Here is a 23,527-nt window from a genome sequence, read left to right as displayed (position 1 = left end):
ATTCGCGCGGCCTATGGGTCGTGTTGCTGCCTCATGCCAAGACCCCAGCCGACAGAGAGGAAGTTGAAGCATCATGCATGTTGAAACGATGGAAGAGACAGGCGGAAAGACGAAGGCCGGCCATCAGGTCAGGCTTACGTCGGCCGAAGTATCCAATCTATGGACCCAGTATATGAGCGACAGCGCGTCGGCTTGCTTCACAAGGCATTTCCTGGAGCATGCCAAAGACCAAGAGGTGCGGGCCATACTCGAGTTCGCGCTGGCGCTGTCCCGTACCCATATGGCGAAGAGCCGTCAGTTTCTGGCGCAAGAGGGCTATCCTTCGCCGGTTGGCTTTTCGGAAGATGCGGACATCATCAACTTGAACGCTCCGGCATTATTTTCCGATATGTTTCTTCTGGAATATTTCTACGTCATGACGATCATCGGCTTGACCGGCTACGCGGGCGCGATCAGTACGTCCATTCGGTCGGATCAGCGGAGCTACTTCGCGGCGTGCAATATGGAGGCGATGACGCTCTTCAATCGAATCGTGGATCTGATGCTCGAGAAGGGGGTGGCAACGAGGCCCCCGAACCTGAATGTGCCGGATCAAGTGGAGATGGCGAGCGGAAGCGGATATATGAAGGGCTGGTTCGGAAACCGCAGAGCGCTTAACGCGGTTGAAATCAGCAGCCTGTTCTATAACATGGAGAAGCTGGAAGTGAAGGTCGTGGTGGAGATGGCGTTCGGGCAAGTCGCGCAGTCGAAGGATGTCCGGAAGATCCTGCTCGAAGGCGCCAAGATATGCAGGGAGCAATTCAAGCTTATCGGACTGATCTTGGCTGAGGACAACCTCCCTTCGCCTCGCTCGTGGGAATCGGAACTATCCAGCTCTACGATTTCTCCTTTTTCGGATAAGCTGATGCTGTACCATGTTGTCATGCTGGTATCCGCCTCCGCCAGTTATTACGGAGCAGGACTGTCCGTCTCGCAGAGAAAGGACCTGGCGGCGCTCTATGCTAAATTGATTACCGAAATAGGCTTTTATGCCGAGGATGGATCGAGGCTTCTCATGAAGAATGGTTGGTTCGAACAAGCGCCCGGCGCCGATGATCGCAAAGCGCTGGCCAAGCAGAAGTAGGTGAACATGGGATAGGATGAGAAAGTGCAGCCGCGCAGAGGCGATCCTCTGGAGTATTGCTTTTCCCGGATTCGGCCAGCTCTTGAATGGCCGGTATATTAAGGGCTTATTGCTTGTTGCATTAGAATTTGTAATTAACGATCGGTCCAGCTTGAATTTGCTTATTAAGCATAGCTTTCAAGGCGACATCGCGAAGGCAATAGCGGAGACCGATTACCAGTGGCTGATGTTCTATCCCTGTATATATATGTTCGCGATATGGGACGCCTATAAAGATGCGGGCGGGGGGCAGACGCCTTACGCCGTTGTTCCCGTCGTATTCGGCGCCTACTTCGGAACGATCGGGGTTATTTACTCCGAGCATTTGGCTGGGGCCATGTATCTGGGACTAGGCGGCGCGTTCGTCGGGCTGGCGGTCGGACAGCTAATCAAGCGGATCCTGACCAAACGAAGCTTATCTTCGCCTGACAAATCGTAAGGGAAAAGCCCTTTCTCTAGAACAAGAGAAAGGGCTTTCGCCATGGAATGCACGTTCTGCCGCGGGACGGCGCGACGCAGCTAATCCCGGATCAAAGGGAGCGCAAGGCAGTGGAGGCCGCCGCCGAGCTTGTAAATCTCGTTCACCTCTACGGGGATAGCGGTTACGCCTTGACTCTCTAGCAGCTTGATCGTGCGTTCGCCGTCGCTTGACATGAGCACTCGTCCTGGGGCGACGGTCAATGCGTTGATGGTGAGCGGGGGATCCCGGGGGTCCACATGAATAAGCTCGATGCCGCGCAGGTGAAGCTCGATGAGGAACCAGTACGGCAGCAGGGCCGTATGGACCAGGGCCAGCTTGCGGTCCAGCATGAGGAACGCTTCGTCCAAATGAATGATGCTGGATGGGAGGTCGACGACAAGGAGCTGAATATCGCGAAGCGCTAACAGATGGCGAACCTGCTCGATGCCTTCCGTGTTCGTACGTTCGGTGCGGCCTATGATCGCCGTCGACGGATCCAGCATCATGAAGTTGCCGCCTTCCGCGAAGCCGCTGCCTTGAATCATGCCGATTATCGGCACGTTGTGCTTGCTGATCGTTTGCATAGCCAGAGGCGTCTCCCCGTACCGCAGCGCTAGCGCCAGACGAGTCAGGATGACGCCTCCGGGAATGGCCATTCCGAGGTCCCTGCAGTACAGGCGTTCCGGCCAAAAATCGGATCTCCCCTCGAGCGGAATGATCGTGATGCCTTCATCCTTCAATACCCGCTGCAGGGCGTCGAATTGAGACAGCAGCACGTTCAAATCGGGAGTGGCCGGAGGCTTGATCGCCTCCGGCGTCGTTCCCTTCATATGCGTCTGTTCGGCGGCGATCGTTCGGGGTTTAATATCGCGGCCTTTCTCATGCAGCTGCAGAACCTCTTGGCCGGGACGATGCATCATGACCATTCGAATTTTGCCGAATTCATCGGAGACGCCGGGGGCATCGCCCCAAATGTCCCGCAGCAGCCTTTTCTCATGAAAGGGCAGGGTTACGTGTTCTCTGCTTAAGTAACGTTCCATATCGGGCTTCATCCGAGCATCCTTTCTCCGTGTTCTCTTTCCCCATTGTAACCAAACGGGCGGAAGGTCAACCTCGGAGATGCCGGGTCTCGGATGATTGTACGGCTGCCGGCTGCTGTTCATCGGTCGATGCACCCGCGCGGAAGGCGCGGGTCCTTCGGCTAGCCGAAGCGATGTGCAGGAAGTGCGGAAGAGACGAATGCGAGCCACTCGAGGAGGCGCAGGTCCTGGCCGCGGGCGGCGATGAAGGAGAGTCCAATCGGCATGCGGCCCTCGCCCTGCAGAGGAAGCGTGACCTGCGGCAGGCCGGAAAGCCCGGCGACGCAGCTGAGCTGCAGCGTCTGCGAGCGCCGCCGTTCGACGGCTTCCCCGCTGCCGTTCAGCGGAGGGGCGATCGAAGGGACGGTAGGAGCGATGATCAGCGTCGACTCGTCCATCAGCTCGGCCATGCGGCGGGAAGCTTTCCTCCGAACGAGGGAGGCGGCGGTTCGTTTGTCCTCGCCGATCGTGCCGATCCACCGGAACCGCTCGGCAATGCCGGGACCGAAGCTCGGGCGGACGGATTCGAGCCAGCCGCCATGCTGCTCCCAAATCTCCGAGCCCTGCAGGATGCGGAAGGCGTTCATCCAGACCGAGAAGCCCTCCGGCGCGATCTCGACGTCCTGAACGGTTGGAATAAGCTCGCGCAAAGCCGGTAAGCAAGAGGACAAGGCATCGCTTGTACAGGCATCCGACAGCGCCCACATGTCCCGCGCGAGGAGAAGCCGTCCGAAGCCGTGCCGGGTGACGACGGGCTGAGCATGCTCCTGCTCCGTCGCGGCCTCGGTCTGCGGCAGCAGCGCTCGGCCTACGCGCAGCATCGTCTCCGGGTCGCGCGCCATCCAGCCGACCGTATCGAAGCTGGGCGCGAGGGGGATGAGTCCTTCGACGCTGACCGCGCCATGAGACGGGCGTATGCCGTAGACGCCGCAATAGGAAGCGGGCACGCGCACGGAGCCGCCCGTGTCCGTGCCGACGGCGAAGTCGGCGAGGCCTGCCGCCGCCGCTACGGCGGAGCCGCTAGAAGAGCCGCCGGGTATGCGTCCCGGAGCGTTCGGATTCCGAGGCGTGCCGTAATGGACGTTCTCTCCGTTGATGCTGTACATCAGCTCGTCCGTGATGGTCGTTCCTTCCATGCGGGCGCCGTTCTCCAGCAGCCGCCCTATGACGGCCGCATGCTTGGAGGCCGGTCCGTGCGTGCGCAGCCAGTCCGGATTGCCGGCCCCCGCCGTCTCTCCGGCGATGTGGAACACGTCTTTGACCGCGAAGGTTAATCCGCTAAGAGGACCCGCCGCGGTCGGCTCCAGTCGCAGGCTTTCGTTCGCATAGGCGTTCCAATTGTTCTTCATGAAGGACCTCCTCCTCTCGAGTTTCGATTTACCAGCCGATCGCTCCGCCGTCGCTGCGCGGATCGGCGCCCCCTAGCAGGAATCCGCGCTCATCACGGCGTATCGCGCAGGCATGCCCCATAATGCCGTCGAAGTCCGCGACCCGGCGGACAGCGTGGCCGGCTTCGCCAAGCCTCCGCGCGACGTCTTCCGCAACGCGCCCCTCGAGCTTCAATTCCTGTGTCGGCTCGCCCCAAGTGCGGCCCCATACCCAGCGGGGCTCGTTAATCGCCTGCTGCGGATTCATGCGATAGTCGACCATGCGCGTGAAGAGGGCCGTCTGCGTCTGCGGCTGGCCTTCGCCTCCCTGCGTGCCGTACAGAATGGACGGCTTGCCATCCACGCACGACATGGCGGGCATGAGCGTGTGGAAGGTTCGTTTGAACGGCTGCAGCCGGTTGACGTGACCGGGATCCAGCGAGAAGAAGGAGCCGCGGTTCTGAAGCAGAACGCCGGTATCGCCCGCTACGACGCCCGAGCCGAATTCGAAATACAGGCTCTGGATGAACGAAACGGCGTTGCCGTCCCGGTCTACGACGGCCGCATAAGCCGTGTCGGCGCCAAGCGGTTTCGATGTCAGCTCGGCCGCGCGGTCGAGGCGGATGGAGCCCGCCAGCTCGGCGGCGTAGCTCTTGCTCAGCAGCCGATTGAGCGGAATGTCCGCGAAGCCGGGATCCGTCAGATAGGCGTTGCGGTCGCGGAAGCTTAGCTTCAGCGCCTCCACGCATAGCTGGTAGTACTCGTACGAGCCGTGCTCCACCGCGGAGAAGTCGAAGCTCTCGAGCATCTGCAGCGCCATGATGCCGGAGAAGCCCTGCGAATTCGGCGGCATCTGGTACAGCGTATGGCCCCGGTAGGAGCCGGATATCGGCTGCACCCAATCTCCCTGGTGGTCGACCAGATCGTCGATCGTCAGCAGGCCGCCGTTCTTCAGCAGGAAGGACGCGATTTCCTTCGCCGTCTCTCCTTTGTAGAATTCATCCCGTCCATGCTCCGCAATCCGCTTCAGCGTACGCGCCATGGCGGTCTGCTTGAATCGGTCGCCGGGAAAGGCCGGCTTGCCGCCGGGCAAATAAATGGCGGCCGTCTCCGGCGACGCGCCCAGTACGGCCGCATGCTGCGAGGCGTTCGCGAACTGGTCCTGCGTCATGGGGAAGCCATGCTCGGCATAATGGATGGCGGGCTCCAGGAGCTCGCCCCAGCCGAGCCTGCCGTACCGGCTGTGAACCGCATGCCAGCCGTCTACCATGCCGGGAACGGTCACGATGCTGCGAATGCCGCGCCGCGGTATTGCTTGCAGATCCGAATAGGCCTGCAAGCTCGCCGCGTAGCCCGAACGGCCGCTGGCGTTATAGCCGCGAACGGCGCCGTCGCCCTGATGATAGGTTAACCAGAAGGAGTCGCCGCCCATGCTCGTCATATGCGGATAAACGACGGCCAGGCAAGCGCTGACGGCTACGGCCGCATCGAAGGCGTTGCCGCCTCTCTCCAGAATGCGGGCTCCCGCCGCGGTAGCCAGCTTATGCGGACTGACGACCATCGTAGCGGTGCCGATTGCCGGTTGATTCAAGGGGATCACTCCTCTGCGATTTGTGGAAGGATATATAACATGATACTTTTCTCTAAAAATACCACCTTCCTAGCGGCTCTGCAATAAAAAAGTAAGTAAAACTGCAATTAGTAATTGAAAACGCATGAATTCATGTATATGATATGACATATCGTAATCATATGCTTCTTATTACTGTCGGTATGACGGCGAGAGAAGAGTTGGAACGGAGGAGCGGAACATGAAAGAAATCATAGACAACGAAATGAAGCCGATCGATATTGATGAGATTGACCGGAAGATCATCAAAGAGCTGAATCTCAACGGAAGGATTTCTTACACGGACTTGGCCAAAGAAATCGGATTGTCGCGGGTAGCCGTTCAAGCGAGAGTGAACGCTTTGATGGACGCGGGTGTCATCGAAAGGTTTACGGCGGTTATAAACCCCGAGAGAATCGGGATCGCCGTGTCGGCTTTCTTCAACGTCGAGGTGGAGCCGAAGCATCTGCATGCGGTGGCGGACCGGCTGGCGGAAGAGCCTTACGTGACGAGCCTGTATCATATGACGGGTCCGAGCAAGCTGCATATGCATGGCCTATTCCGCGACAATGCGGAGATGGAAGCTTTTATGCGGGAGAAGCTGTACGTGCTGCCCGGAATAACGGGCGTGGACTGCCAGCTGCTCATTAACCGGTACAAAAGCCGGATGGGAATGAGGTTGTAGACGATGAGTGAGGCGAAGACGGGCAACGCGTATCTTCAGCTGTCGTGGGCGATGATGAAGACGGGGGTGCTGGGCTACGGCGGCGGCCCATCCGTTATTCCGCTAATCCGGTATGAGGCGGTAACCCATTATAAGTGGCTGGGCGACGAGGAATTCGGCGAAATATTGGCGCTGGCCAACGCGCTGCCGGGACCGATCGCGACCAAGATGGCCGCGTATCTCGGTTATCGCAAGAAAGGCGCGCTCGGGGCGGCGGTGTCCGTGCTCGCGCATATCGTGCCTTCGGGAATCGCGATGATCGCGCTGCTGTCGGCGGTCCAGTGGCTGAGCGGCTCCGCGATCGTGCAAGGCATGATCGGCGCGGTTATTCCGGTCATTGCGGTCATGCTTGGCGTCATGGCGTACGAATTCGGCGAAAAAGCGGTAAAAGGTCTCGGCTTGTATTTGGGCATCGGCTTTTTTGCGCTAGCGTTCGGTCTGCTTCAGCTCGTGCAGTTGCATCCGGCTATCGTCATCGTTATTTTTCTGGCGTACGGGGCCTTTCATATAAGGGCCTCCTCAGCTTGGAAGAAGAGGCGGGAAGGCCGGCGGCAGCGCGAACAGGACGAGAAGCTCTCGCGGGAGGAGGGATAGCGCATGGAATGGATGGAATGGCTGTGGCTGCTCATCGGCTTCTTCATCGCGAACGTGCTGGGCTACGGCGGAGGGCCGGCTTCGATCCCTCTAATGTACAGGGAAATCGTAACGAACCACGCTTGGGCAACGCCCGAGGAGTTCTCCAATATACTTGCGCTCGGCAACGCCCTGCCTGGCCCGATCGCGACCAAGATCGCTGCGTTCGTCGGTTATGACGTCGGCGGCTGGTTCGGCTCGCTTGTCGCGCTTGCCGCAACGGTTGTTCCATCAGCCGTGGCACTGATCATCCTGCTGAACATTCTTCAGAAGCATCGGCAGTCGCCTATCGTCAAAGGCATGACGCTGCTCGTCCAGCCGGTCATCGCGATCATGATGCTCGTGCTTACTTGGCAGATGGGGGAGAGTGCCATTGAATCGATCGGCTGGCTCCAGTCGCTGATCATCGCGGCAGTCGCGTTCTGGCTGATGCAGCTGCGCAAGGTGCATCCCGCCATCGTCATCGTCGGGGCCTTCGCTTACGGCGGGATCGTGATTCCGCATTTGCCCGCTTGAGGCGGATGCCGGGATGTGTTGCGTTCGGTGATGCGGCAGACTTTAAAGCTCTCCATATCGTCGCATCCTATGGTAGAATGTTGACACTTACGTCGTGAGGATTCACATGAGGCGGAGTAGGGGGAGTGTCAACATGTATAGAGTCGATGTCGCTTATGCGCTGCTAACGAACGAAGAGCAGACGAAGGTGCTGATGGTCCGCAACATTCATACGTTCAGCTGGTCGCTGCCCGGCGGCGCGGTCGAAGTCGGCGAAGCCTGGGAGGCGGCGGCCGTGCGAGAGGCGAAGGAAGAAGCGGGCATCGAGGTGGAGCTTCTCGGCATTTGCGCGGTGAACGAATGTTTCTTTGAGGATCGGGGAGAGCATGTCGTCTTCGCCACGTTCCGGGCAAAGGCGGCGGGCGACGGAGAAATTTTCATCAGCCGCCCGCACGAGATCGCGGAAGTGCAGTGGGTCGAGCTCGATGAGGCGGACCTGCGAATGCCTTATTACAGAGGCGGCATCCGGCGGCTGATCGAAGCGGAGCCCATCCCCTATACGTTCCAGGGGAAGCAGACGATCAAGACCTACAATGAATAAGAACCGGGCTTAAGTTCGCTTCACGTTTTTTCGAAATCGGGAAATCAACATTGTCATTGCGGAGAGTGTCGTCACGGTCACTGCCGAGATCGTGCTTGCCGCGAACAAGTCGTCGCCGAACTCTTGCCATTTCATCGGTAATGTCAACGGCATGCCGTCTTCGTCTGCCCTCGGCTGGAAGTAGAGAAAATGGTCAACGGTGAGATCAATCATTCCTAACACCCCGCACATTATAAATCCGATGAGCACCGAGCTGCCTAGAAAGACGAGAATGCTGCCTCGATTTTTATTGACTATCCAAGAAGTCAGAAATGCTGAGACCATGATCGAATACAGTTCCAGCTCTTCTACATATAAAGATTTAGTTGCAAGCAGCAGGAGCAAGCTCGCCGTAACGGTAATAGCTAAACCTTTCCTCATGGGGACACCGCCTTTCTGTGGAGTAACGGACTCGCGGACGTTAAAGTTGCTTTCAATCGAAAGACGCGAGTTAGGAGAGGAAGGTTGCGAAGCTGGGGCGGCGAAATCGTATTTCGGACATGGAGTGGACGAAACCCCGGAAAGAAGGTGTATGGCACATGGACTCCCCCAATTTGATCGCCGTTATATCCGATATTCACAGCAACTCCTATGCGCTGGAGGCCGTGCTGCGCGACATCGATGCCCGGGGCGTCGGTCGGATCGTCAATTTGGGGGATACCTTGTTCGGACCCATTGAGCCGATTCGGACAGCCGAGCTATTGATGGCGAGAGAGGACGTCGTCCATATCCGCGGCAACTGCGATAGGTATTTGCTCGAAGATCGTTCGGAATCTCCGACGTTTCGCTCCGTGAAACCGTTGTTGACGGGCGAGATCGAGGGATGGCTCCGATCGTTCCGACAGACTTGGGCCTATGAAGATCTTCTCTTCTGTCACGGCGCGCCGGCTTCGGACGAAACCTATTTGCTTGAAGAAGTCGGGCCGGGCGGCGTCAACGAAAAAAATCCGGATACCCTCATGGCCGACCTCGCCGACATTTCGCAATCCATCGTATTTTGCGGGCATACGCATGTGCAGAAATCCGTCTGGCTTCCGAACGGCAAGCTGATCGTGAACGCGGGAAGCGTCGGACTGCCGGCTTACGAAGAAGACGAGCCTTTCTATCATGCGATGGAATCCAAGACTCCTCATGCCAAGTATGTTGTCGCTGCTCGAACGGGGGGATCGTGGCGGATCGAGCATATTCAGGTTCCGTATGATTATGAGCTTGCCGCCGCTCAGGCGGACCGGAACGGCAGGCCGGATTACAGTTATCCTTTGCGGAGCGGACGGGTGAAAAGGTGAAGAAGCTCACTAAGGGATCTTCGAATTCATGCAGCGCTGAGGCGGTCGCTTATCGGGGAGTATGGCCAAACGTGACAAGTAGCAGGCGGATCTTGGACCAAAAGCAAAGTCAAAGCACTGCCGCCGTTATGCCTCATGGCTAGCTCTGGATGAATCGCCGATACCGCTCCCCGTCGTAGCCGGATGCTTCGGCGAGCAGTTCCTCCAGCGTCATCCCGCGATCATGCAGTTCGTCCATCGTGAGGTCGGCTCGAATACGGCCTCCGTGCATGACGACAGCCCGGTCGATGACATGCTCGATCTCGTCGACAAGATGCGTCGCGATGAGGAAGGTTTCATCCTCCTTCAGGCTCGTCACCATCAGCTTCAGGAAGTCGCGTCTTGCGAATACGTCTTTGCCTTGGAACGGTTCATCCATGAGGATGAGCTTCGCGCCTTTGGAGAAGCCTGCGCATATTTCCAGCTTGGAGCGCTGGCCCCGGGAAAGCTTGCGGAACTTGATGCGGTCGTCCAGCTCGAAGAAGTCGAGAAGCTGCCGATAGCGGACGCGGTCGAACCGGGGGTAGAAATCCGCGAGAAAGCCGGTGAAATCGGCAGCGCTCATGTCGGCGGGGATGCTGCCCTCTTCCGTCATGAAGGCGGTCTCCGCGTATTGCTCGCGGATCGGCCTGCCGTTCCACGATACCGTGCCCTGCTCCAGCTCCGTCAAACCCATGATGGTTTTGAGCAGGGTTGTTTTGCCGGCGCCGTTCGCGCCTAGCAAGCCGACGATCGCGCCCGTCTGTACGGTTAAGCTCTCTATGGATAGAGAGGCGTTATTGTACGATTTGAACAAACCTTCCAGCTCTAGCATCGCTTGGCCAACCTCCTTCTACTCCGATGATACAATGTGTAATTCCCCGACTTGACGGTAGCGGTACGGCTCGTATTGGAACTGGGACGGATTCGTCAAGTGCTGCTCCTGGACGACATCGTCGTTCACGTCGGTCTTGAGCTCTCCGCGATAAATCAATTGTCCGGCTTCATACGCTTCGATGAGAATGGAGCGCATCTTCAAGTCATCATAGAGGATGGTCATGTCCGGCGGCTGCGAGCGCAGCGTCAAGATGGCATACAGCTTACCGCCCCGGAAGCTGAACCCGCTGTACTCGCCGCTGGGCTCTGCCTTCCACGCGGGCTGGGAAAGCGCCTGTTCATATACGGGAGTGACTCCGTCCCGGAAGGACAAGCTGAAAATTCGGAGAGGGGTATCCTCCGTTGTCGACTTCGTGCTCGTAAGCTTGAGGGTGAGGATGCCCGTATCGTCGTCGGCAAACGCTTCGTAGTTTTCCTGAAACGTCTCGGCCTCCGGCTGCTTGCCTTGACCCGGCGTGGTGTTCACGAAAGCGTCGAGAGCAGCCTCGCCGAGCATCTCGCCGCTATCCGGGTTATAGCTCCTGACGGCGATTCGTCCGTCTACGAGCGCAATAAGCGCCAGCTTGCCGTCCACGGCCTCCAGTCCAAGAATCTCAAGGCCTTTCAGCTCCTTCCGCGAGTTCCCTTCCAGGTCGAGCTTCGCAATCAGTCTCGACTCGGGTTCCTCCCGATCCGCTCCTTGCATCGTGCTTCGTTCGGAGAAGCGTACGATTTCGTAAATCCCGCTTGTCCCCGTATAGTCCCTGGTTGTTGGAGGCGCATAGAAGACGCGGTCCCCGATGAAAGCAAGTCCTTTCTCCTGATAGTTCGTATAGGTGTAGCCGTCTCCGGTCCCGTGATAGACAAGCGAGGTATCGACCAGCGCCATTCCGCCGAAGTCGCCTCGAATGCCGTTCATATTGTCGTAATACTGGATCTCGTAATCCGTATCCGACGAGAAGGACGGATAAATCTCGTAGAAGCGATCTCCGACGGGCAGCGGCATGCCGGGTGCATAGTAAGTGTTCAGATAGCGCGGCTCATCGTACACCGTGGTTTGCTTCATCAAGCGGCTGTCTTCCAATCGGAACTGCATCTCGTGGTATCCGTCGCGTACCATGCCTTCGACCGCGATGCCGTCAAGCGCGGAGCGCTCGCCTTGCAGGTCGGCGAGCTCGACCAGACCGTTGTTTCGGGCGCCGTTCATGGCGAAGAGCGTCATGACCAGAATCGCGGAGCTAAGCAGGGCGAGCAATGGGGCGGCGTGTTTTCTGAAATTGCGCATGGGCTTGTGTTCTCTCCTTTCTCCTAACCGATGGCGCCGCGTTTGACGAGCCGTATCCCATGCCACGCGAACCATGCCGAGAATAACAGCAGAATGATGCTGTTCGCTTGCAAGCTGAATTCGTCGAAAGCGGAAGCGGGCAAGTTCATTCGGTAAGCCAGCGCGCGGATGACCGCATAGGCGGCACCGGCCAGCACGGCGAAGCCCCAATACCGCCGGCTTCGCTCGCAGACCGCTCCGTAACAAATGCCGGTCGCAAGCGCGGTTCCAATACTTAGCGTGGATAGAAGCGCCTGCGCGTTCAAGGGAAACGCTATGCTCAGGAAGCTCGAGCGGATAACGGCGAGGAACATCCCGTTATGGGGAACGACGAGCCCGTTCGTCGCGTTCTGAATCTTGCCATCCACCATCCCGAAGCCGATCCAGACGCTGAGCGAGAGTGCCGCCCACAGCATCAGCAAGGCGATGACGAGCGTCAGCAGCTTCCCGAAGTAGATGGCCTCTCTGCGGACGGGCAGCGCGAGAAGCGTATAGATGCTTTTGCTTCCCGAATAGTGGGAATAGAACGATTTCAAGAACAACCCCAGCATGGCCGCCAAATAAACAAGGAACACGATCATGCAGCCGGACTCCTCCAAGATCGTCTCGTAGCGCTGGTATCTCGCGAAGTCGCGATTCATATGGATCGACAAAAACATCAGCGGGGAGATGACGGTGCCGAGCGATAGCAGCAGGACGCCCCGCAGTATCGTTCCGAGCTCGTAGTTTAGCAGGCGATAAAAACTCCTCATTCGCAATCCTCCCAATCGTTCATAATCAAGTGAATGTATTATATGACTAATACATGGTGGTCAAATAAAAACGCAGCTAAGGCTGCTCCCAATGCTCGCTCACCAGATCGATGACCTTCTTGAACGACAAGTTAATTTCCTTCGCGGACGAAATGAACGAAAGGACGAGGCCGCGGGTCAGCTCTTCTTCGATTCTCGCCATCAACTCGGCATCCGCATGAATGACGCTGCCTTGGTTGCCGCTCGTATGGACGAATCCTTCTTCTTCCATGAGCTTAAAAGCTTTCTGAACCGTGTTCGGGTTCACGCTTAGCTGAGCCGCTATATCCCGCCGGGAAGGCAGTCGGTCGCCGGGGGACACGCGTCCGAGGAGCAGCTGGCGTTTGACATAGCCGGCAATCTGCATGTATACCGGCTCCTTGCCGTCTAGCGTCAGCTCGTTGAAGTGAATCACATTACGTCACCGTCCCCTTCTTACTGTGTATTATATGCATAATACATGAAACATGTAAAGGGAATGGCTCCTTAATGGGGTAAGGCATCGATCCTCCGGGATAAAGAAGATGCCAGAAAAGGGGCGACAGCCAGCCCAGAGCATGCTCATATGTTACTTGATGCCCGTGTTATATATTATCACGTCGAATGGCTCCGGAAAGATGGCGAATGCTATCGGTTGGTTATCCTGCTCAAAACGACCGCATTTTTTTGGCTATGCCGCACAATGACAATGCAGGTAAGAGCGATTATGATGGAGGCAGACAATAACGAATGTCAGAGAAGTTAACATCCGAGAAGGACGGAGGGAGAGCGGATGAAGCTGGAAGTGCGGAGCGTCGGCAAAGGCTTTGGCGAGCGGACGATTCTGAAGAACGTCGATTTGACGGTGCGGGATCGGGAATTTATTTGCATCCTGGGCCACAGCGGCTGCGGCAAGTCGACGCTGCTGAACATGATCGCCGGTTATCTGCTGCCGGATACCGGGACGATCGCGGTGGACGGAGAGGCGATTCGCGGACCTTCCAAGGCGAGGGGCATGGTATTCCAGGAGCACGCGCTGTTCCCTTGGATGACGGTGCTGGACAATGTCTCGTTCGGCCCCGAAGTGCAGAAGATGCCGAAGGCGAAGGCCAAGGAGACGGCGATGGAATTTCTGAAGCTGGTCGGTCTGGAGACATACGCTTCGCACTATCCGGCGGAGCTGTCTGGCGGCATGAAGCAGCGCGTCGGCATCGCGAGGGCGCTGGCGAGTAAGCCGGATATCCTGCTTATGGATGAACCGTTCGGCGCGCTCGACGTGCTGACGCGGGAGATGATGCGGATGGAGCTGCAGAAGATCTGCAGTCAGCTCAAGCCGACGATCCTGTTCGTCACGCACAGCATCAGCGAAGCGGTCTATCTCGCGGATCGGGTCGTCGTGATGAAGCACGGCGCGATCGCGGACATATTCGAGGTAGGCATCAAGCATCCGCGGACGCCGTCCTCCCCGGGCTTCGGCGACATGATGAGCCGCATCGAGAGGGTGCTGATGGATGAAGAGCATTCGGAGATCGCGGAAGCAAAGGTGGGAACGTGATGGATGGCGCAAAAACGGCGTTAACGGGGAAAGCAGGCAAGCTGAGGAACGGGCTCGCGGAGGAGCCGAAGCCAGCGGCGGGCAGAACGTTCTCGCTGCAAAAGTGGACGTTCGTGCCGGGTATTCTGTTCTTCATCCTCTGGGAGGCTTTCTCCCGGATCAACGAGTCGGTGAAGCTGTTCAACCCGAATTTCTTGCCGGCGCCGACGGCGCTGCTGCAGGAGGCGTGGGAGCTGGCCCGCACGGGAATCATCGCTGAGAGCATCCTCTCCAGCACGATCCGCATTCTGCTCGGATTCGTCATTGGAAGCGCCGCTGCACTGGCTCTCGGCGTCATCATGAGCAAATACAAATCGGTGGAGTTCTGGTTCTCCCCGGTGCTGAACCTGGTCGGTCCGATACCGGCGCTGGCGCTCCTGCCCTTGTTCATCATCTGGTTCGGCATCGGCGAGTTTCCGAAGGTGCTGCTGATCGCGTGGACGACGTTCATCCCGGTGCTGGTATACACGCTGGACGGCTTCAAGTCGGTGCCGTCGACGCTAATCCGCTCCGCGATGAGTCTCGGCGCCTCCGAACGGCAAATATTCGCCAGGGTGATGCTTCCGTCGGCGCTTCCGAACTTCCTTGTCGGCGCGCAGGTCAGCCTGGGGCTCTCGTTCTCGGCGCTGATCGTCTCCGAGATGATGGGGGCGAAGTCGGGACTCGGTTACATCATCGTGGACGCGCGGAATTATTTTAAAATCAGCAATATGTTCATCGCGATCATTCTGATCGGCCTCGAATACAGCTTGTTCTCGTATTTGCTCAAGCTGGTCGAGCGCAAAGTCATGGCTTGGCGCAAGGGCGGCATCCGGGACGCGGTGGAGAAATAACAAATAGAGATTGTTGGAGGGGAAGTACGGATGAGGAGAAACAGACATGCGGTAAAGCTTGGAACGGCGGTATTGGCGCTGATGTTGATGGTGACGGCTTGCGGCGGGAACGAAAATAAACCGGCGAGCAGCTCGGGAACGGAGCTGGAGACGACGGAGCTGACGCTGGTCGGCGTGCGCGACGCGCAGATTTCCTCCCAGCAGATCATTGCCGATAAGCTCGGCTACTTCAAGGAGGAAGGGCTGAACGTCACGAGCCAGCTCATCGAGAGCGGCCCGGACATCGGACCTATGGTCGCGGGGGGCAGCGCGCCGGTCAGCATTCAGACCAACTTCATGGACATCATTCTGAAGTCGACGGACGTGCCGGTGAAGATCATCGCGCCTCTCGCGCAGATCGCGGGAACGCAGGCGGTGGTCGGCTCGAGCAAGCTGGAGCTGTCGAACGCGAAGGATCTCGAGGGCAAGACGATCGGTATTCCGAGCGGCGCGGACGTCATGATCGCGATCAACAACATGGCCGCCGAGCTCGGCGTGGACGCGAGCAAAATAAAATACGTCAACCTTGCGCCGAGCGACGCCGTCGTGGCGCTGGAGAAGGGAGATATCGACGCGATGGCGGCATGGGAGCCGTTCATTACGAAAGCCATTCAAGGCGGCGGCAAGTTCCTGTTCAGCGGCACCAAGAGCGAATTGCCGGAGAAGCAGGGCGACGTCGAGTGGATGAGCGTGCATACGACGATCCAGGTGTCCGATGATTTTCTCGAGAAGAACCCGAACACGCTCAAGGCGATTCTGCGCAGCTTGAAGAAGGCGACGGACTACATCAACGACAACCGCGAGGAAGCGATCAAAATACTGGCGCCGGAGCTTCACTTGTCCGAGGCCGAGCTGACGGAAATCATGAGCCGCAACGTGTACAGCATGGAGGTTAGCGACGCCTATGTGAACGGCAGCAACGGTCCGGCGGTCGGCGAGTACCTCATGTCGGTAGGCAACATCAAGTCGGTTCCGGAGCCATCCTCTTATCACGATCTCAGCCTGCTGGAAGCGGTCGACGCGGCATTAATCAAGACGGAGCTGAAATAGGCTAATAGAAGAATGGGGCCGCCTTCTGACCGGGCGGCCTTGTTAGCCACTAGGGAAAGGCGGGCGGTTGCCATGAATCCGAATGAAGAGTTCGACATTGTGATCCGGGGCGGCACGGTCGTGTTAAGGGACGTCGTCGGGGTAATGGATATCGGCATCCAGGATGGACGAATCGTCCAAATCGGGGACTTGACCGACGTGCCGGACTCGATAGAGTTCGACGCTTCGGGACTGACCGTCATGGCGGGCATGATCGACGCGCATGTCCATCTGAACGAGCCGGGCCTCGGCGATTGGGAAGGCTTCCGCACGGGGACGGCCGCGCTTGCCGCGGGAGGCGTCACGACGTACATCGACATGCCGCTTAACGGTCTGCCGCCGACCGTGACGGTCGCGGCAATGGAGCAGAAGCTTGCCGCGGCGAGGGGAAGCTCTTACGTGGACTTCGCGTTATGGGGCGGGCTCGTCCCGGGCAAGCTGGAGCATCTCTCGCCGCTGCGCGAGGCGGGCGTCGCCGGGTACAAAGCCTTTATGTCGACTGCCGGCGGACCGGGCGAAGACGCGTTCCGCGAAGTAGACGATTACACGCTGCTGGAGGGCATGAAGCGAATCGCGGCGGAGGGCAAGGTGCTTGCGCTCCATGCGGAGAGCGAGCCGATCATCTCGAAGCTGTCGGAGGAGATGCGCAAGGCCGGGCGTTCGTCGGCAGCCGACTATACGGCGTCGAGGCCGATCATTGCCGAGCTGGAGGCGGTGAACCGGGCTTTATTTTATGCGGAACAGACGGGCTGCTCGCTTCATTTCGTCCATATAAGCAGCGAGGCGGCCGTTATGGCGATCGAAAGCGCGAAGCGGCGCGGTCTTGACGTTACGCTGGAGACTTGCCCGCATTATCTCAAGCTGACGGACGAGTCGCTGGCGGCGAAGGGGGCCGCGGCCAAGTGCGCGCCTCCGCTCCGCGGCGCGGAAGAGCAGGAGAAGCTGTGGCGGGCGGTATCGGAAGGATATGTCGACATGATCGCCTCCGATCATTCGCCTTGTCCGGAAGAGATGAAGGCCGCGGATAATATGTTCGAGGCCTGGGGCGGCATCGCAGGCGCGCAGAGCTCCATGGAGCTGATGATCGGCGAAGGCCACGTGAAACGCGGCATTCCGCTTACGCAGCTAACGCGCATGCTTAGCCGCGAGCCGGCTCGGCGGTTCGGTCTGTCGGACCGCAAGGGCGAGATCCGGATCGGCGCGGACGCCGACCTGGCGCTGCTCGACTTGAACGCCAGCTACGTGCTGGAGCGGGAAGGGCTGTATCAGAAGCACAAGCATAGCCCGTATATCGGGGAGACGATGCTTTGCGCCGTCATGGCGACGGTCTCGAGAGGGCGTGTCGTGTATAACCGGCACACGGGAATCGAAGGAGAGCCGGAAGGAAATTGGCTGCGCTGCAAGTAAGCAAGCAAGGCATAAGGGAGTTGGCAAAGATGGGACTGGACGCGCCGCTCGCGGAGCAAGGGAAGGAAAAGCTGCTGCAGCATTTGGAGACGACCGTCATGAGTCTGTTGGACGTGCTCGCCGCCTGCTCTTCAAGCGACGGCTCCGGCGTGACGCGGCTGCTCTTCTCGGAGGAGTGGCTGGAGGCCCAGCTTGCGCTGAAGGACATCATGGCGGAGAGCGGGCTTGTCCCCTCGTTCGACGAGGCGGGCAATTTATTCGGAAAATTACAGGGCAGTGAGGCGGATCTGCCCTCTATCATAACGGGCTCCCATATCGATACGGTCGTGGACGGGGGCCGCTACGACGGGGCTTACGGCATCGCGGCCGCTCTCGCCGCGGTGCGGTATTTGCGGGAGACGTACGGGGTTCCCGTCCGCAGCATCGAGGTCGTGTCCCTCAGCGAAGAGGAGGGAAGCCGTTTCCCGATGGCGTACTGGGGCTCCGGCAGCATCGCGGGGGAACGCGGTTTTGCGGACATCGACGATTTGGAGGACGTGAACGGCGTCTCCTTCCGGGACGCGATGCGGGCATGCGGCTTCGGTGAAGGAAGCGCCCGGGCCGCCCGCAGGGATGGCGCCGACCTGGCGGCTTTCGTCGAGCTGCACATCGAGCAGGGCGCCGTGCTGGAGCGGGAAGGCATGGCGGTCGGCGTCGTCGATGCGATCGTCGGGCAGCGCCGGTTCGTCGTAACGCTGACCGGGGAAGCCAATCACGCGGGCACGACTCCGATGCCTATGCGCAAGGACGCGCTTGAAGGCGCGTGCGCGATGATCACGATGCTGCGGGAGGAGGCGGTCCGGCAAGGGGGGCCGTTGGTCGCTACGGCCGGCCGCATGCTGGTCTCGCCGAACGTGCCGAACGTCGTGCCAGGGAAGGTTGAATTCACCGTCGACGTGAGACACTCGAATCCGGAGCGCCTTGAAGCGTTCTGCGGCTGGTTCGCGGATGCTTTCCGTGAGGCCGCGGAAAGCAGGGGGCTGGAGCTTGCCTGCTCGGAGTGGTTCCGGGAGGAACCGGCTCCAATGAACGAGGAGCTTAAGGAGCTGCTGGACGGCGCGTGCGCGGAGCTCGGCATATCCTCGCGCCGGATGGCGAGCGGGGCGGGGCACGACGCGCAGATGTTCAGCCGCGTCTGTCCGTCGGCGATGCTGTTCGTGCCGAGCCGCGGCGGCATCTCGCATTCGCCGGAGGAGTACACGTCTCCGCGAGAGCTGGCGATCGGCGCACTCGTGCTGGCGAAGCTGTTGTATAAATTGGGTTACGAGGGGGAGCGAGTGTGAAGAGAAGCTATACGGATTTGGCGCCGTCGCCGCGGACGATCATGACGCCGGGACCGGTAGAGGTCGATCCCCGCGTTCTGCGCGCGATGTCGTATCCCGTTCTCGGGCAATTCGACCCCGAGTTCACAGGCCTTATGAACGAGACGATGGAGATGCTGCGCGAAGTGTTCATGACGGGCAATCAGTGGGCCTATCCCGTGGACGGCACGTCCCGTTCCGGAATCGAGGCGGTGCTCGTCAGCTTGATCGAGCCGGGCGACAAGGTGCTTGTGCCGATCTACGGGCGCTTCGGCCATCTGCTCGTCGAGATCGCTCGGCGGTGCGGCGCGGAGGTGGTGACGATCGAGAAGGAGTGGGGGACGGTGTTTGCCGCCGAGGAGATCGTATCGGCGATTCGGGCGCATCAGCCTCGGCTCGTGGCGGTCGTGCACGGGGAGACGTCGACGGGCAGGCTGCAGCCGCTCGAAGGAATCGGGGACGCCTGCCGCGAGATCGACGCCCTGCTCGTCGTGGATGCGGTCGCGACGATCGGCGGCGTCAAGGTGGCGACGGACGAATGGGGCATCGATGCCGTTATCGGCGGCACGCAGAAATGCCTGTCCGTTCCGTCAGGCCTTGCGCCTGTTACGTACAACGGCCGCGCGGAGGCGAAGCTGCTGAAGCGCAAGCGCATCGAACGGGGATTATTAACGGGCGACGAGGCTTACGATCCTGCGCATCGGCCGATTCTGAGCAATTATTTGGACCTTAGCCAGCTGCAGGATTATTGGAGTCCGGCCCGCTTGAACCACCATACGGAGGCGACGACGATGCTGTACGCCCTTCGCGAAGGGCTGCGGCTCGTACTGCAGGAGGGGCTGGAGGCGAGGTTTGCCCGCCATCGTCGGCAGGAAGCGGCGCTTGTGGCGGGCCTCGAGGCGATGGGGCTTGCGCTGTATGGGGATCCTTCGTGCAAAATGCCGGTCGTAACCTGCATCGAAATTCCTGAGGGCGTTGACGGAGAGTCAGTCCGTTCCATGCTGCTCGACGAATTCGGCATTGAGATTGCCAGCTCCTTCGGTCCGCTCAAGGGCCGTATTTGGCGCATCGGCACAATGGGCTACAGCTGCAGCAAGCGCAACGTGCTGCTGACGCTCGGAGCGCTCGAAGCGGTGCTCCTGAGGCATAGGTGCAAGCTGCCGGCCCCGGGCGCTGCGGTGCAGGCGGCGCTCGACGCGTATCGAACGGATTGAGAGGCTGGCCGATAGGGTGCGGATATGGGGTACCAAGAGGATGACGGATGGAGCGCCGTCATCCTTTTTTTTGTCGTGAGAAGCTTGGCGCCGAGTTGAACTTGCATAAGAAATTTTTACATAAAAATGAGCGAGTAAAGGGTGACGCTGGGGATTTGTGCAAATAATCATACAGGACCGATTGGGCGGCGTGTTAACGGATATGTCAATTATTAATGATAGATTCAATCATTATAGTTGGTGTAAACTACATATACGTGAATAATTCAATCATTTTGGGTTTTGGGGGTGCTATGGGCATGAAGTTGACATTTCAAGGCCAATTGACCGAGCTGCAGACGGGGATCGACCTGCTTCTCCGGGACCTTGGCGTAGCATGCGGCGAAGACGGCCTGATTGTTCGAGTGGAACCGTCCGGAGGAGAGCTTGAAGTCGGCGTGAAGGGCGGAGAAGGATATATCCGGTACGGCGCGAAGCATCAATTTTTCCGCGGGCTGGGCTTGCTTGTTCAGAAGGGCCGGGATGGCGCAGAGTTCGAGCTTCGGGAGAAGCAGCAATTCGATACGATCGGCCCGATGTTCGACCTGTCCCGCAACGGCGTGCTGACGGTGGGAGCCTTTCAATTTTTGCTGAGAAAGATGGCTCTGATGGGACTCAATACCGTCATGCTCTATATGGAGGATACGTACGAAATCGAAGGCGAGCCGTATTTCGGATATATGCGCGGCCGTTATTCGCAAGCGGAGCTTAAGGAGATCGACGATTATGCCGACCAGTTCGGCATCGAGGCTTTCCCGAGCATTCAGACGCTCGCGCATCTCGAGGAGTTCCTGAAGTGGGAGCCGGTGAAGGAGTACAAGGATACGAAGGGCGCGCTGCTTGTCGGCTCCGAGAAGACGGATCGGCTTGTGGAGCGCATGATCCGAAGCGTCAGCGCGCCGTTCCGGAGCAAGAAGATCCATATCGGCATGGACGAAGCGGAGGAGCTGGGCCGCGGCAAATATCTCGACCATAACGGACACGTCAGCCGCTTCGACATCATGACGGGCCATCTTGAGAAGGTGCTTAGTGTTACGCGCAGCATGGGGCTGAAGCCGATGATGTGGAGCGACATGTTCCTGAAGCTGGCGTCTGCGAACGGCGAGGACTATTACGGCCATGAAACGCAAATTCCGGAGGAGATGGCCCGCCGCATTCCGAAGGACGTCGACATGGTGTATTGGGATTACAACCACGTGGACAGCAAGGACTACGAGACGCTGATCGCGAAGCACCGTCCGCTTGGCAACAACCTCGTGTTCGCGGGTGCGGTTTGGGTATTCAACACGTTCGGCGTCAACTACGGCTTGTCGCTTCCTGCAACGGAGACGGCGCTTACGGTGTGCAAGAAGGAAGGCATCCGCGAGGTGTACGCCACGATGTGGGGCGACGACGGCATGGAGAGCAATCCGTACATCGCGTTCCTCGGCCTGCAGCTGTACGCCGAGCATGCGTATACGGAGGGCTCGCCGTCCGAGGCGGACGTTGCGGAGCGCGTCAAGTTCTGCACGGGCATCGACGCGGATGCGTATATGCAGCTGCGCTACCTCGACGAGACGCCGGGCGCGGAGCCGAACAATCAGAAGCAGAGCAACCCGTCCAAGTTCCTGCTGTATCAGGACGTGCTGCTAGGTCTGTTCGACAAGCAAATCGAGGGGCTCGCGATGAACGAGCACTACGCCGAGCTCGAACAAGCTTTTGCGCAGCGCCGCAATCCGGAAGCCGAGCTCGACTATCTGTTCGACGTGCCGCAGAAGTTGGCTCGCGTCCTGAAGGTGAAAAGCGAGATCGGCATCGCCCTGAAGCGGGCATACGACGCCGGAGACAAGGATACGCTGAAGCGGATCGCCAAGGACACGCTGCCGCTTATCGCGCAGTCGGTCAAGGATTTGCGGGCGGCGCACCGCAAGCAGTGGCTCACCATGTTCAAGGTGTTCGGCTGGGAGGTCATCGACATCCGCTATGGCGGCGTAATCAACCGCCTCGATACAGCGGGCATGCGTCTGATGGATTATGTCGAAGGCCGGATCGACCGCATCGATGAGCTCGAGCAGGAGCGTCTCGTGTACAGTACGACGAACCGTTTCAACCAGAAGGGCGCAGGCTGGTGCAGTTACTACTACCGCATGGCCTCGCCGAACGTATTTTTCCATGTGCTGAATCCGTTCTAAGTATCGCGGAGGTTGAAAGGACCGCATCGTTCCATCCATGGATGGAGCGGTGGCGGTCCTTTGTTTGGTTACTCGCCTAAAGCGGCTATGTTTTGGCTTGCGATGCGACGCACCGAATAACACCCAAAGTACCTTTATTTTGAGCCGGATACGCACATAGGGGGCAAATAACACCCAAAGTACCCTTAAATGCAGCCAGTTTCTGCGTATCGCGGATTTCGGCCAGAAATAAAGGTACTATCGCCGTTAAAACAGGAGAGGGTACGGTTTGGGGGGGAATTACAGGTACAATGTCCGTTATTCCACATGGCACCGGATGTACATCGCCGTGCGCTTCTTTAAATTCGAATTCCTATAGCGTGATTACTCAGCTTGCTGCTGCTCCTGCTGCACCTCGCCTGCGGGGCCTCTGCCTCCGCCCAAACCGCCACCCAAACCGCCACCCAAACCGCCAAGCCGGAGCAGGGTAGCTTGTTCCGTGCCGTCGGCGAGCCAAATCGTCAGCACGTCGCCTTCTTTCAGGTCGGCAATGCCGATATCCGTCAGAACGAGGCCCGTTTCGCCGAATGACGAGCTCTGAATAACGGTCGCGTCGGTGACCGTCACATCAACCGTCTCCTCCGTAAACATGCTCATGCCGTTAGGACGCCCGCCGCCTTCTTGTTCGGCTTCCTCTACAGGCAAGGCACCGTCGTTCGGAGGGGCAGGAGGAGCGCCGTCTCCGCCTGCCGCTTGACCGTTGGCGGCTGCTTGTCCGTCGCCGTTTGCGCCCGGGCCGCCGCCCTCTCCGCGCATGCCGCCCGGTCCACCCATCGCCCCAGGCTCGAATGCTGACTTATACACCGTTACGACGCTTCCGTTTACGCTTTTCACTTGGCCGATGAGACTGGCAACGTTGCCGTCCTCGTCTGTCATGCCGAATCCGCCCCCGCCCATTCCCCGCGGAGCGCCTTCGCCGGCTGCTTGTGGCTGCGCTCCGCCCGTCTGGGCATCGGCTGCTGGATTGCCTGCATTCTGGGTATCCGCCGCATTCGAGCAGCCTGACAGCAAGGCGAACGCGAGCGTCCAGGCAGCCCAGATGATACGTTTATTCATTCCGTTTTCTCCTCCTCGAAACTTAACGTACAGGCAATGTAGCACAATCTTATGAACGTAGCATGAACGGCCTGCGTGTCGGCGTCCCGCCTTGTAGCGCTTACGGTCGTGCCGGCTTACGGGATTGTTGCAAATGTCAGGCTGTTGGGAAACCCCCGATTTTTATGAAGCGTGGTTCCGTAATGAACAAATCACTGGAGGAAAAACCGGTGGTTCCACTCACCCCGCTTGCCTAGCGAGGTGCATGGCTATTTTCTTTATGT

Annotated in this window: 23 protein-coding genes; 14 read left to right on the top strand and 9 right to left on the bottom strand. The window is 58.9% G+C overall.

Annotated elements, in window-relative coordinates:
- Positions 1–73: 73 nt before the first annotated feature.
- Positions 74–1,123 (top strand): DUF3231 family protein, encoded by a 1,050-nt coding sequence (locus NQZ67_RS27455; RefSeq protein ID WP_257452264.1) that lies wholly within the window; start codon positions 74–76, stop codon positions 1,121–1,123.
- Positions 1,124–1,139: 16 nt separating this feature from the next.
- A complete protein-coding gene (locus tag NQZ67_RS27450; protein WP_257452263.1) occupies positions 1,140–1,601 on the top strand; it encodes a hypothetical protein in 462 nt (153 codons plus the stop codon).
- An 80-nt stretch (positions 1,602–1,681) separates the two neighbouring features.
- On the opposite strand, the gene NQZ67_RS27445 is transcribed toward NQZ67_RS27450, so the two are convergent.
- The 3 genes from NQZ67_RS27445 to ggt form a co-directional block, all read right to left on the bottom strand.
- Complete coding sequence (locus NQZ67_RS27445) at positions 1,682–2,674, bottom strand: dimethylarginine dimethylaminohydrolase family protein (protein ID WP_257452262.1); 993 nt, start codon at positions 2,672–2,674, stop codon at positions 1,682–1,684.
- Positions 2,675–2,823: 149 nt separating this feature from the next.
- Entirely contained in the window at positions 2,824–4,050 is a 1,227-nt protein-coding gene (locus NQZ67_RS27440) for an amidase (protein WP_257452261.1), read from the bottom strand.
- A 28-nt stretch (positions 4,051–4,078) separates the two neighbouring features.
- Positions 4,079–5,629, bottom strand: a complete 1,551-nt coding sequence (ggt, locus tag NQZ67_RS27435; RefSeq protein WP_257452340.1) for a gamma-glutamyltransferase — start codon at positions 5,627–5,629, stop codon at positions 4,079–4,081.
- Between the two features lie 250 nt (positions 5,630–5,879).
- Here ggt and chrS point away from each other — a divergent pair, with 250 nt between their 5' ends.
- The 4 genes from chrS to NQZ67_RS27415 all read left to right on the top strand — a co-directional run bounded on the left by chrS (position 5,880) and on the right by NQZ67_RS27415 (position 8,130).
- Positions 5,880–6,362, top strand: coding sequence for a chromate efflux transcriptional regulator ChrS (gene chrS, locus NQZ67_RS27430; protein WP_257452260.1), 483 nt, complete (start codon positions 5,880–5,882; stop codon positions 6,360–6,362).
- Between the two features lie 3 nt (positions 6,363–6,365).
- On the top strand, positions 6,366–6,995 hold the full coding sequence (gene chrB, locus NQZ67_RS27425) for a chromate efflux transporter ChrB (protein WP_257452259.1): 630 nt from the start codon (positions 6,366–6,368) through the stop codon (positions 6,993–6,995).
- Between the two features lie 12 nt (positions 6,996–7,007).
- Positions 7,008–7,550 (top strand): chromate efflux transporter ChrA, encoded by a 543-nt coding sequence (chrA, locus tag NQZ67_RS27420; protein WP_257452339.1) that lies wholly within the window; start codon positions 7,008–7,010, stop codon positions 7,548–7,550.
- 133 nt (positions 7,551–7,683) lie between these two features.
- Positions 7,684–8,130: an NUDIX hydrolase gene (locus NQZ67_RS27415; RefSeq protein ID WP_257452257.1), complete on the top strand. Its 447-nt coding sequence runs from the start codon at positions 7,684–7,686 to the stop codon at positions 8,128–8,130.
- Between the two features lie 9 nt (positions 8,131–8,139).
- Here the strand turns inward: NQZ67_RS27415 and NQZ67_RS27410 are convergent, their stop codons facing one another.
- On the bottom strand, positions 8,140–8,550 hold the full coding sequence (locus NQZ67_RS27410; protein ID WP_257452255.1) for a hypothetical protein: 411 nt from the start codon (positions 8,548–8,550) through the stop codon (positions 8,140–8,142).
- Between the two features lie 158 nt (positions 8,551–8,708).
- On the opposite strand from NQZ67_RS27410, the gene NQZ67_RS27405 reads away from it, so the two are divergent.
- Positions 8,709–9,455, top strand: coding sequence for a metallophosphoesterase family protein (locus NQZ67_RS27405; protein ID WP_257452254.1), 747 nt, complete (start codon positions 8,709–8,711; stop codon positions 9,453–9,455).
- Positions 9,456–9,594: 139 nt separating this feature from the next.
- On the opposite strand, the gene NQZ67_RS27400 is transcribed toward NQZ67_RS27405, so the two are convergent.
- The 4 genes from NQZ67_RS27400 to NQZ67_RS27385 all read right to left on the bottom strand — a co-directional run bounded on the left by NQZ67_RS27400 (position 9,595) and on the right by NQZ67_RS27385 (position 12,879).
- Positions 9,595–10,308 (bottom strand): ABC transporter ATP-binding protein, encoded by a 714-nt coding sequence (locus NQZ67_RS27400; protein ID WP_257452251.1) that lies wholly within the window; start codon positions 10,306–10,308, stop codon positions 9,595–9,597.
- Positions 10,309–10,326: 18 nt separating this feature from the next.
- On the bottom strand, positions 10,327–11,634 hold the full coding sequence (locus NQZ67_RS27395) for a hypothetical protein (protein WP_257452248.1): 1,308 nt from the start codon (positions 11,632–11,634) through the stop codon (positions 10,327–10,329).
- 23 nt (positions 11,635–11,657) lie between these two features.
- A complete protein-coding gene (locus NQZ67_RS27390) occupies positions 11,658–12,425 on the bottom strand; it encodes a hypothetical protein (protein WP_257452244.1) in 768 nt (255 codons plus the stop codon).
- 76 nt (positions 12,426–12,501) lie between these two features.
- A complete protein-coding gene (locus NQZ67_RS27385; RefSeq protein WP_257452242.1) occupies positions 12,502–12,879 on the bottom strand; it encodes a GntR family transcriptional regulator in 378 nt (125 codons plus the stop codon).
- 357 nt (positions 12,880–13,236) lie between these two features.
- Here NQZ67_RS27385 and NQZ67_RS27380 point away from each other — a divergent pair, with 357 nt between their 5' ends.
- The 7 genes from NQZ67_RS27380 (at position 13,237) to NQZ67_RS27350 (ending at position 22,169) form a co-directional block, all read left to right on the top strand.
- Positions 13,237–13,998 carry an ABC transporter ATP-binding protein gene (locus tag NQZ67_RS27380; protein ID WP_257452240.1) on the top strand — a complete coding sequence of 254 codons (762 nt, stop codon included), beginning with the start codon at positions 13,237–13,239 and terminating at the stop codon, positions 13,996–13,998.
- Complete coding sequence (locus NQZ67_RS27375) at positions 13,998–14,870, top strand: ABC transporter permease (protein WP_257452237.1); 873 nt, start codon at positions 13,998–14,000, stop codon at positions 14,868–14,870. Before NQZ67_RS27380 ends, NQZ67_RS27375 begins: the two co-directional genes overlap by 1 nt.
- Before the next feature lie 30 nt (positions 14,871–14,900).
- Positions 14,901–15,959: an ABC transporter substrate-binding protein gene (locus NQZ67_RS27370; protein ID WP_257452235.1), complete on the top strand. Its 1,059-nt coding sequence runs from the start codon at positions 14,901–14,903 to the stop codon at positions 15,957–15,959.
- Between the two features lie 72 nt (positions 15,960–16,031).
- On the top strand, positions 16,032–17,405 hold the full coding sequence (locus NQZ67_RS27365; protein ID WP_257452233.1) for an allantoinase: 1,374 nt from the start codon (positions 16,032–16,034) through the stop codon (positions 17,403–17,405).
- The gene (locus NQZ67_RS27360) at positions 17,387–18,727 is read left to right on the top strand and encodes a M20 family metallo-hydrolase (RefSeq protein WP_257452232.1); all 1,341 of its coding nucleotides are present in this window, start codon (positions 17,387–17,389) and stop codon (positions 18,725–18,727) included. The genes NQZ67_RS27365 and NQZ67_RS27360 overlap by 19 nt, the downstream gene beginning before the upstream one ends.
- Positions 18,728–18,768: 41 nt before the next feature.
- Positions 18,769–19,959 carry a pyridoxal-phosphate-dependent aminotransferase family protein gene (locus tag NQZ67_RS27355; protein WP_257452338.1) on the top strand — a complete coding sequence of 397 codons (1,191 nt, stop codon included), beginning with the start codon at positions 18,769–18,771 and terminating at the stop codon, positions 19,957–19,959.
- A 299-nt stretch (positions 19,960–20,258) separates the two neighbouring features.
- Positions 20,259–22,169, top strand: a complete 1,911-nt coding sequence (locus NQZ67_RS27350) for a beta-N-acetylhexosaminidase (RefSeq protein WP_257452231.1) — start codon at positions 20,259–20,261, stop codon at positions 22,167–22,169.
- Between the two features lie 363 nt (positions 22,170–22,532).
- On the opposite strand, the gene NQZ67_RS27345 is transcribed toward NQZ67_RS27350, so the two are convergent.
- Positions 22,533–23,264 carry a hypothetical protein gene (locus tag NQZ67_RS27345; RefSeq protein ID WP_257452230.1) on the bottom strand — a complete coding sequence of 244 codons (732 nt, stop codon included), beginning with the start codon at positions 23,262–23,264 and terminating at the stop codon, positions 22,533–22,535.
- Positions 23,265–23,527 lie beyond the last annotated feature (263 nt).

Origin of the sequence: Paenibacillus soyae (assembly GCF_024623455.1) — a bacterium.
Taxonomy (GTDB): Bacteria; Bacillota; Bacilli; order Paenibacillales; family Paenibacillaceae; genus Pristimantibacillus; species Pristimantibacillus soyae.
This window is presented reverse-complemented; position numbering and strand designations above follow the sequence as displayed.

Bases quoted from the DNA above. Each gene is read 5' to 3' on its own strand.
- NQZ67_RS27410 (WP_257452255.1), bottom strand. From the start codon at position 8,550: ATGAGGAAAGGTTTAGCTATTACCGTTACGGCGAGCTTGCTCCTGCTG.
- NQZ67_RS27395 (WP_257452248.1), bottom strand. From the start codon at position 11,634: ATGCGCAATTTCAGAAAACACGCCGCCCCATTGCTCGCCCTGCTTAGC.
- chrS (WP_257452260.1), top strand. From the start codon at position 5,880: ATGAAAGAAATCATAGACAACGAAATGAAGCCGATCGATATTGATGAG.
- NQZ67_RS27390 (WP_257452244.1), bottom strand. From the start codon at position 12,425: ATGAGGAGTTTTTATCGCCTGCTAAACTACGAGCTCGGAACGATACTG.
- NQZ67_RS27350 (WP_257452231.1), top strand. From the start codon at position 20,259: ATGAAGTTGACATTTCAAGGCCAATTGACCGAGCTGCAGACGGGGATC.
- chrA (WP_257452339.1), top strand. From the start codon at position 7,008: ATGGAATGGCTGTGGCTGCTCATCGGCTTCTTCATCGCGAACGTGCTG.
- NQZ67_RS27400 (WP_257452251.1), bottom strand. From the start codon at position 10,308: ATGCTAGAGCTGGAAGGTTTGTTCAAATCGTACAATAACGCCTCTCTA.
- NQZ67_RS27440 (WP_257452261.1), bottom strand. From the start codon at position 4,050: ATGAAGAACAATTGGAACGCCTATGCGAACGAAAGCCTGCGACTGGAG.
- NQZ67_RS27405 (WP_257452254.1), top strand. From the start codon at position 8,709: ATGGACTCCCCCAATTTGATCGCCGTTATATCCGATATTCACAGCAAC.
- ggt (WP_257452340.1), bottom strand. From the start codon at position 5,629: ATGGTCGTCAGTCCGCATAAGCTGGCTACCGCGGCGGGAGCCCGCATT.
- NQZ67_RS27375 (WP_257452237.1), top strand. From the start codon at position 13,998: ATGGATGGCGCAAAAACGGCGTTAACGGGGAAAGCAGGCAAGCTGAGG.
- NQZ67_RS27345 (WP_257452230.1), bottom strand. From the start codon at position 23,264: ATGAATAAACGTATCATCTGGGCTGCCTGGACGCTCGCGTTCGCCTTG.
- chrB (WP_257452259.1), top strand. From the start codon at position 6,366: ATGAGTGAGGCGAAGACGGGCAACGCGTATCTTCAGCTGTCGTGGGCG.
- NQZ67_RS27445 (WP_257452262.1), bottom strand. From the start codon at position 2,674: ATGAAGCCCGATATGGAACGTTACTTAAGCAGAGAACACGTAACCCTG.
- NQZ67_RS27365 (WP_257452233.1), top strand. From the start codon at position 16,032: ATGAATCCGAATGAAGAGTTCGACATTGTGATCCGGGGCGGCACGGTC.
- NQZ67_RS27370 (WP_257452235.1), top strand. From the start codon at position 14,901: ATGAGGAGAAACAGACATGCGGTAAAGCTTGGAACGGCGGTATTGGCG.
- NQZ67_RS27450 (WP_257452263.1), top strand. From the start codon at position 1,140: ATGAGAAAGTGCAGCCGCGCAGAGGCGATCCTCTGGAGTATTGCTTTT.
- NQZ67_RS27355 (WP_257452338.1), top strand. From the start codon at position 18,769: ATGACGCCGGGACCGGTAGAGGTCGATCCCCGCGTTCTGCGCGCGATG.
- NQZ67_RS27415 (WP_257452257.1), top strand. From the start codon at position 7,684: ATGTATAGAGTCGATGTCGCTTATGCGCTGCTAACGAACGAAGAGCAG.
- NQZ67_RS27380 (WP_257452240.1), top strand. From the start codon at position 13,237: ATGAAGCTGGAAGTGCGGAGCGTCGGCAAAGGCTTTGGCGAGCGGACG.
- NQZ67_RS27455 (WP_257452264.1), top strand. From the start codon at position 74: ATGCATGTTGAAACGATGGAAGAGACAGGCGGAAAGACGAAGGCCGGC.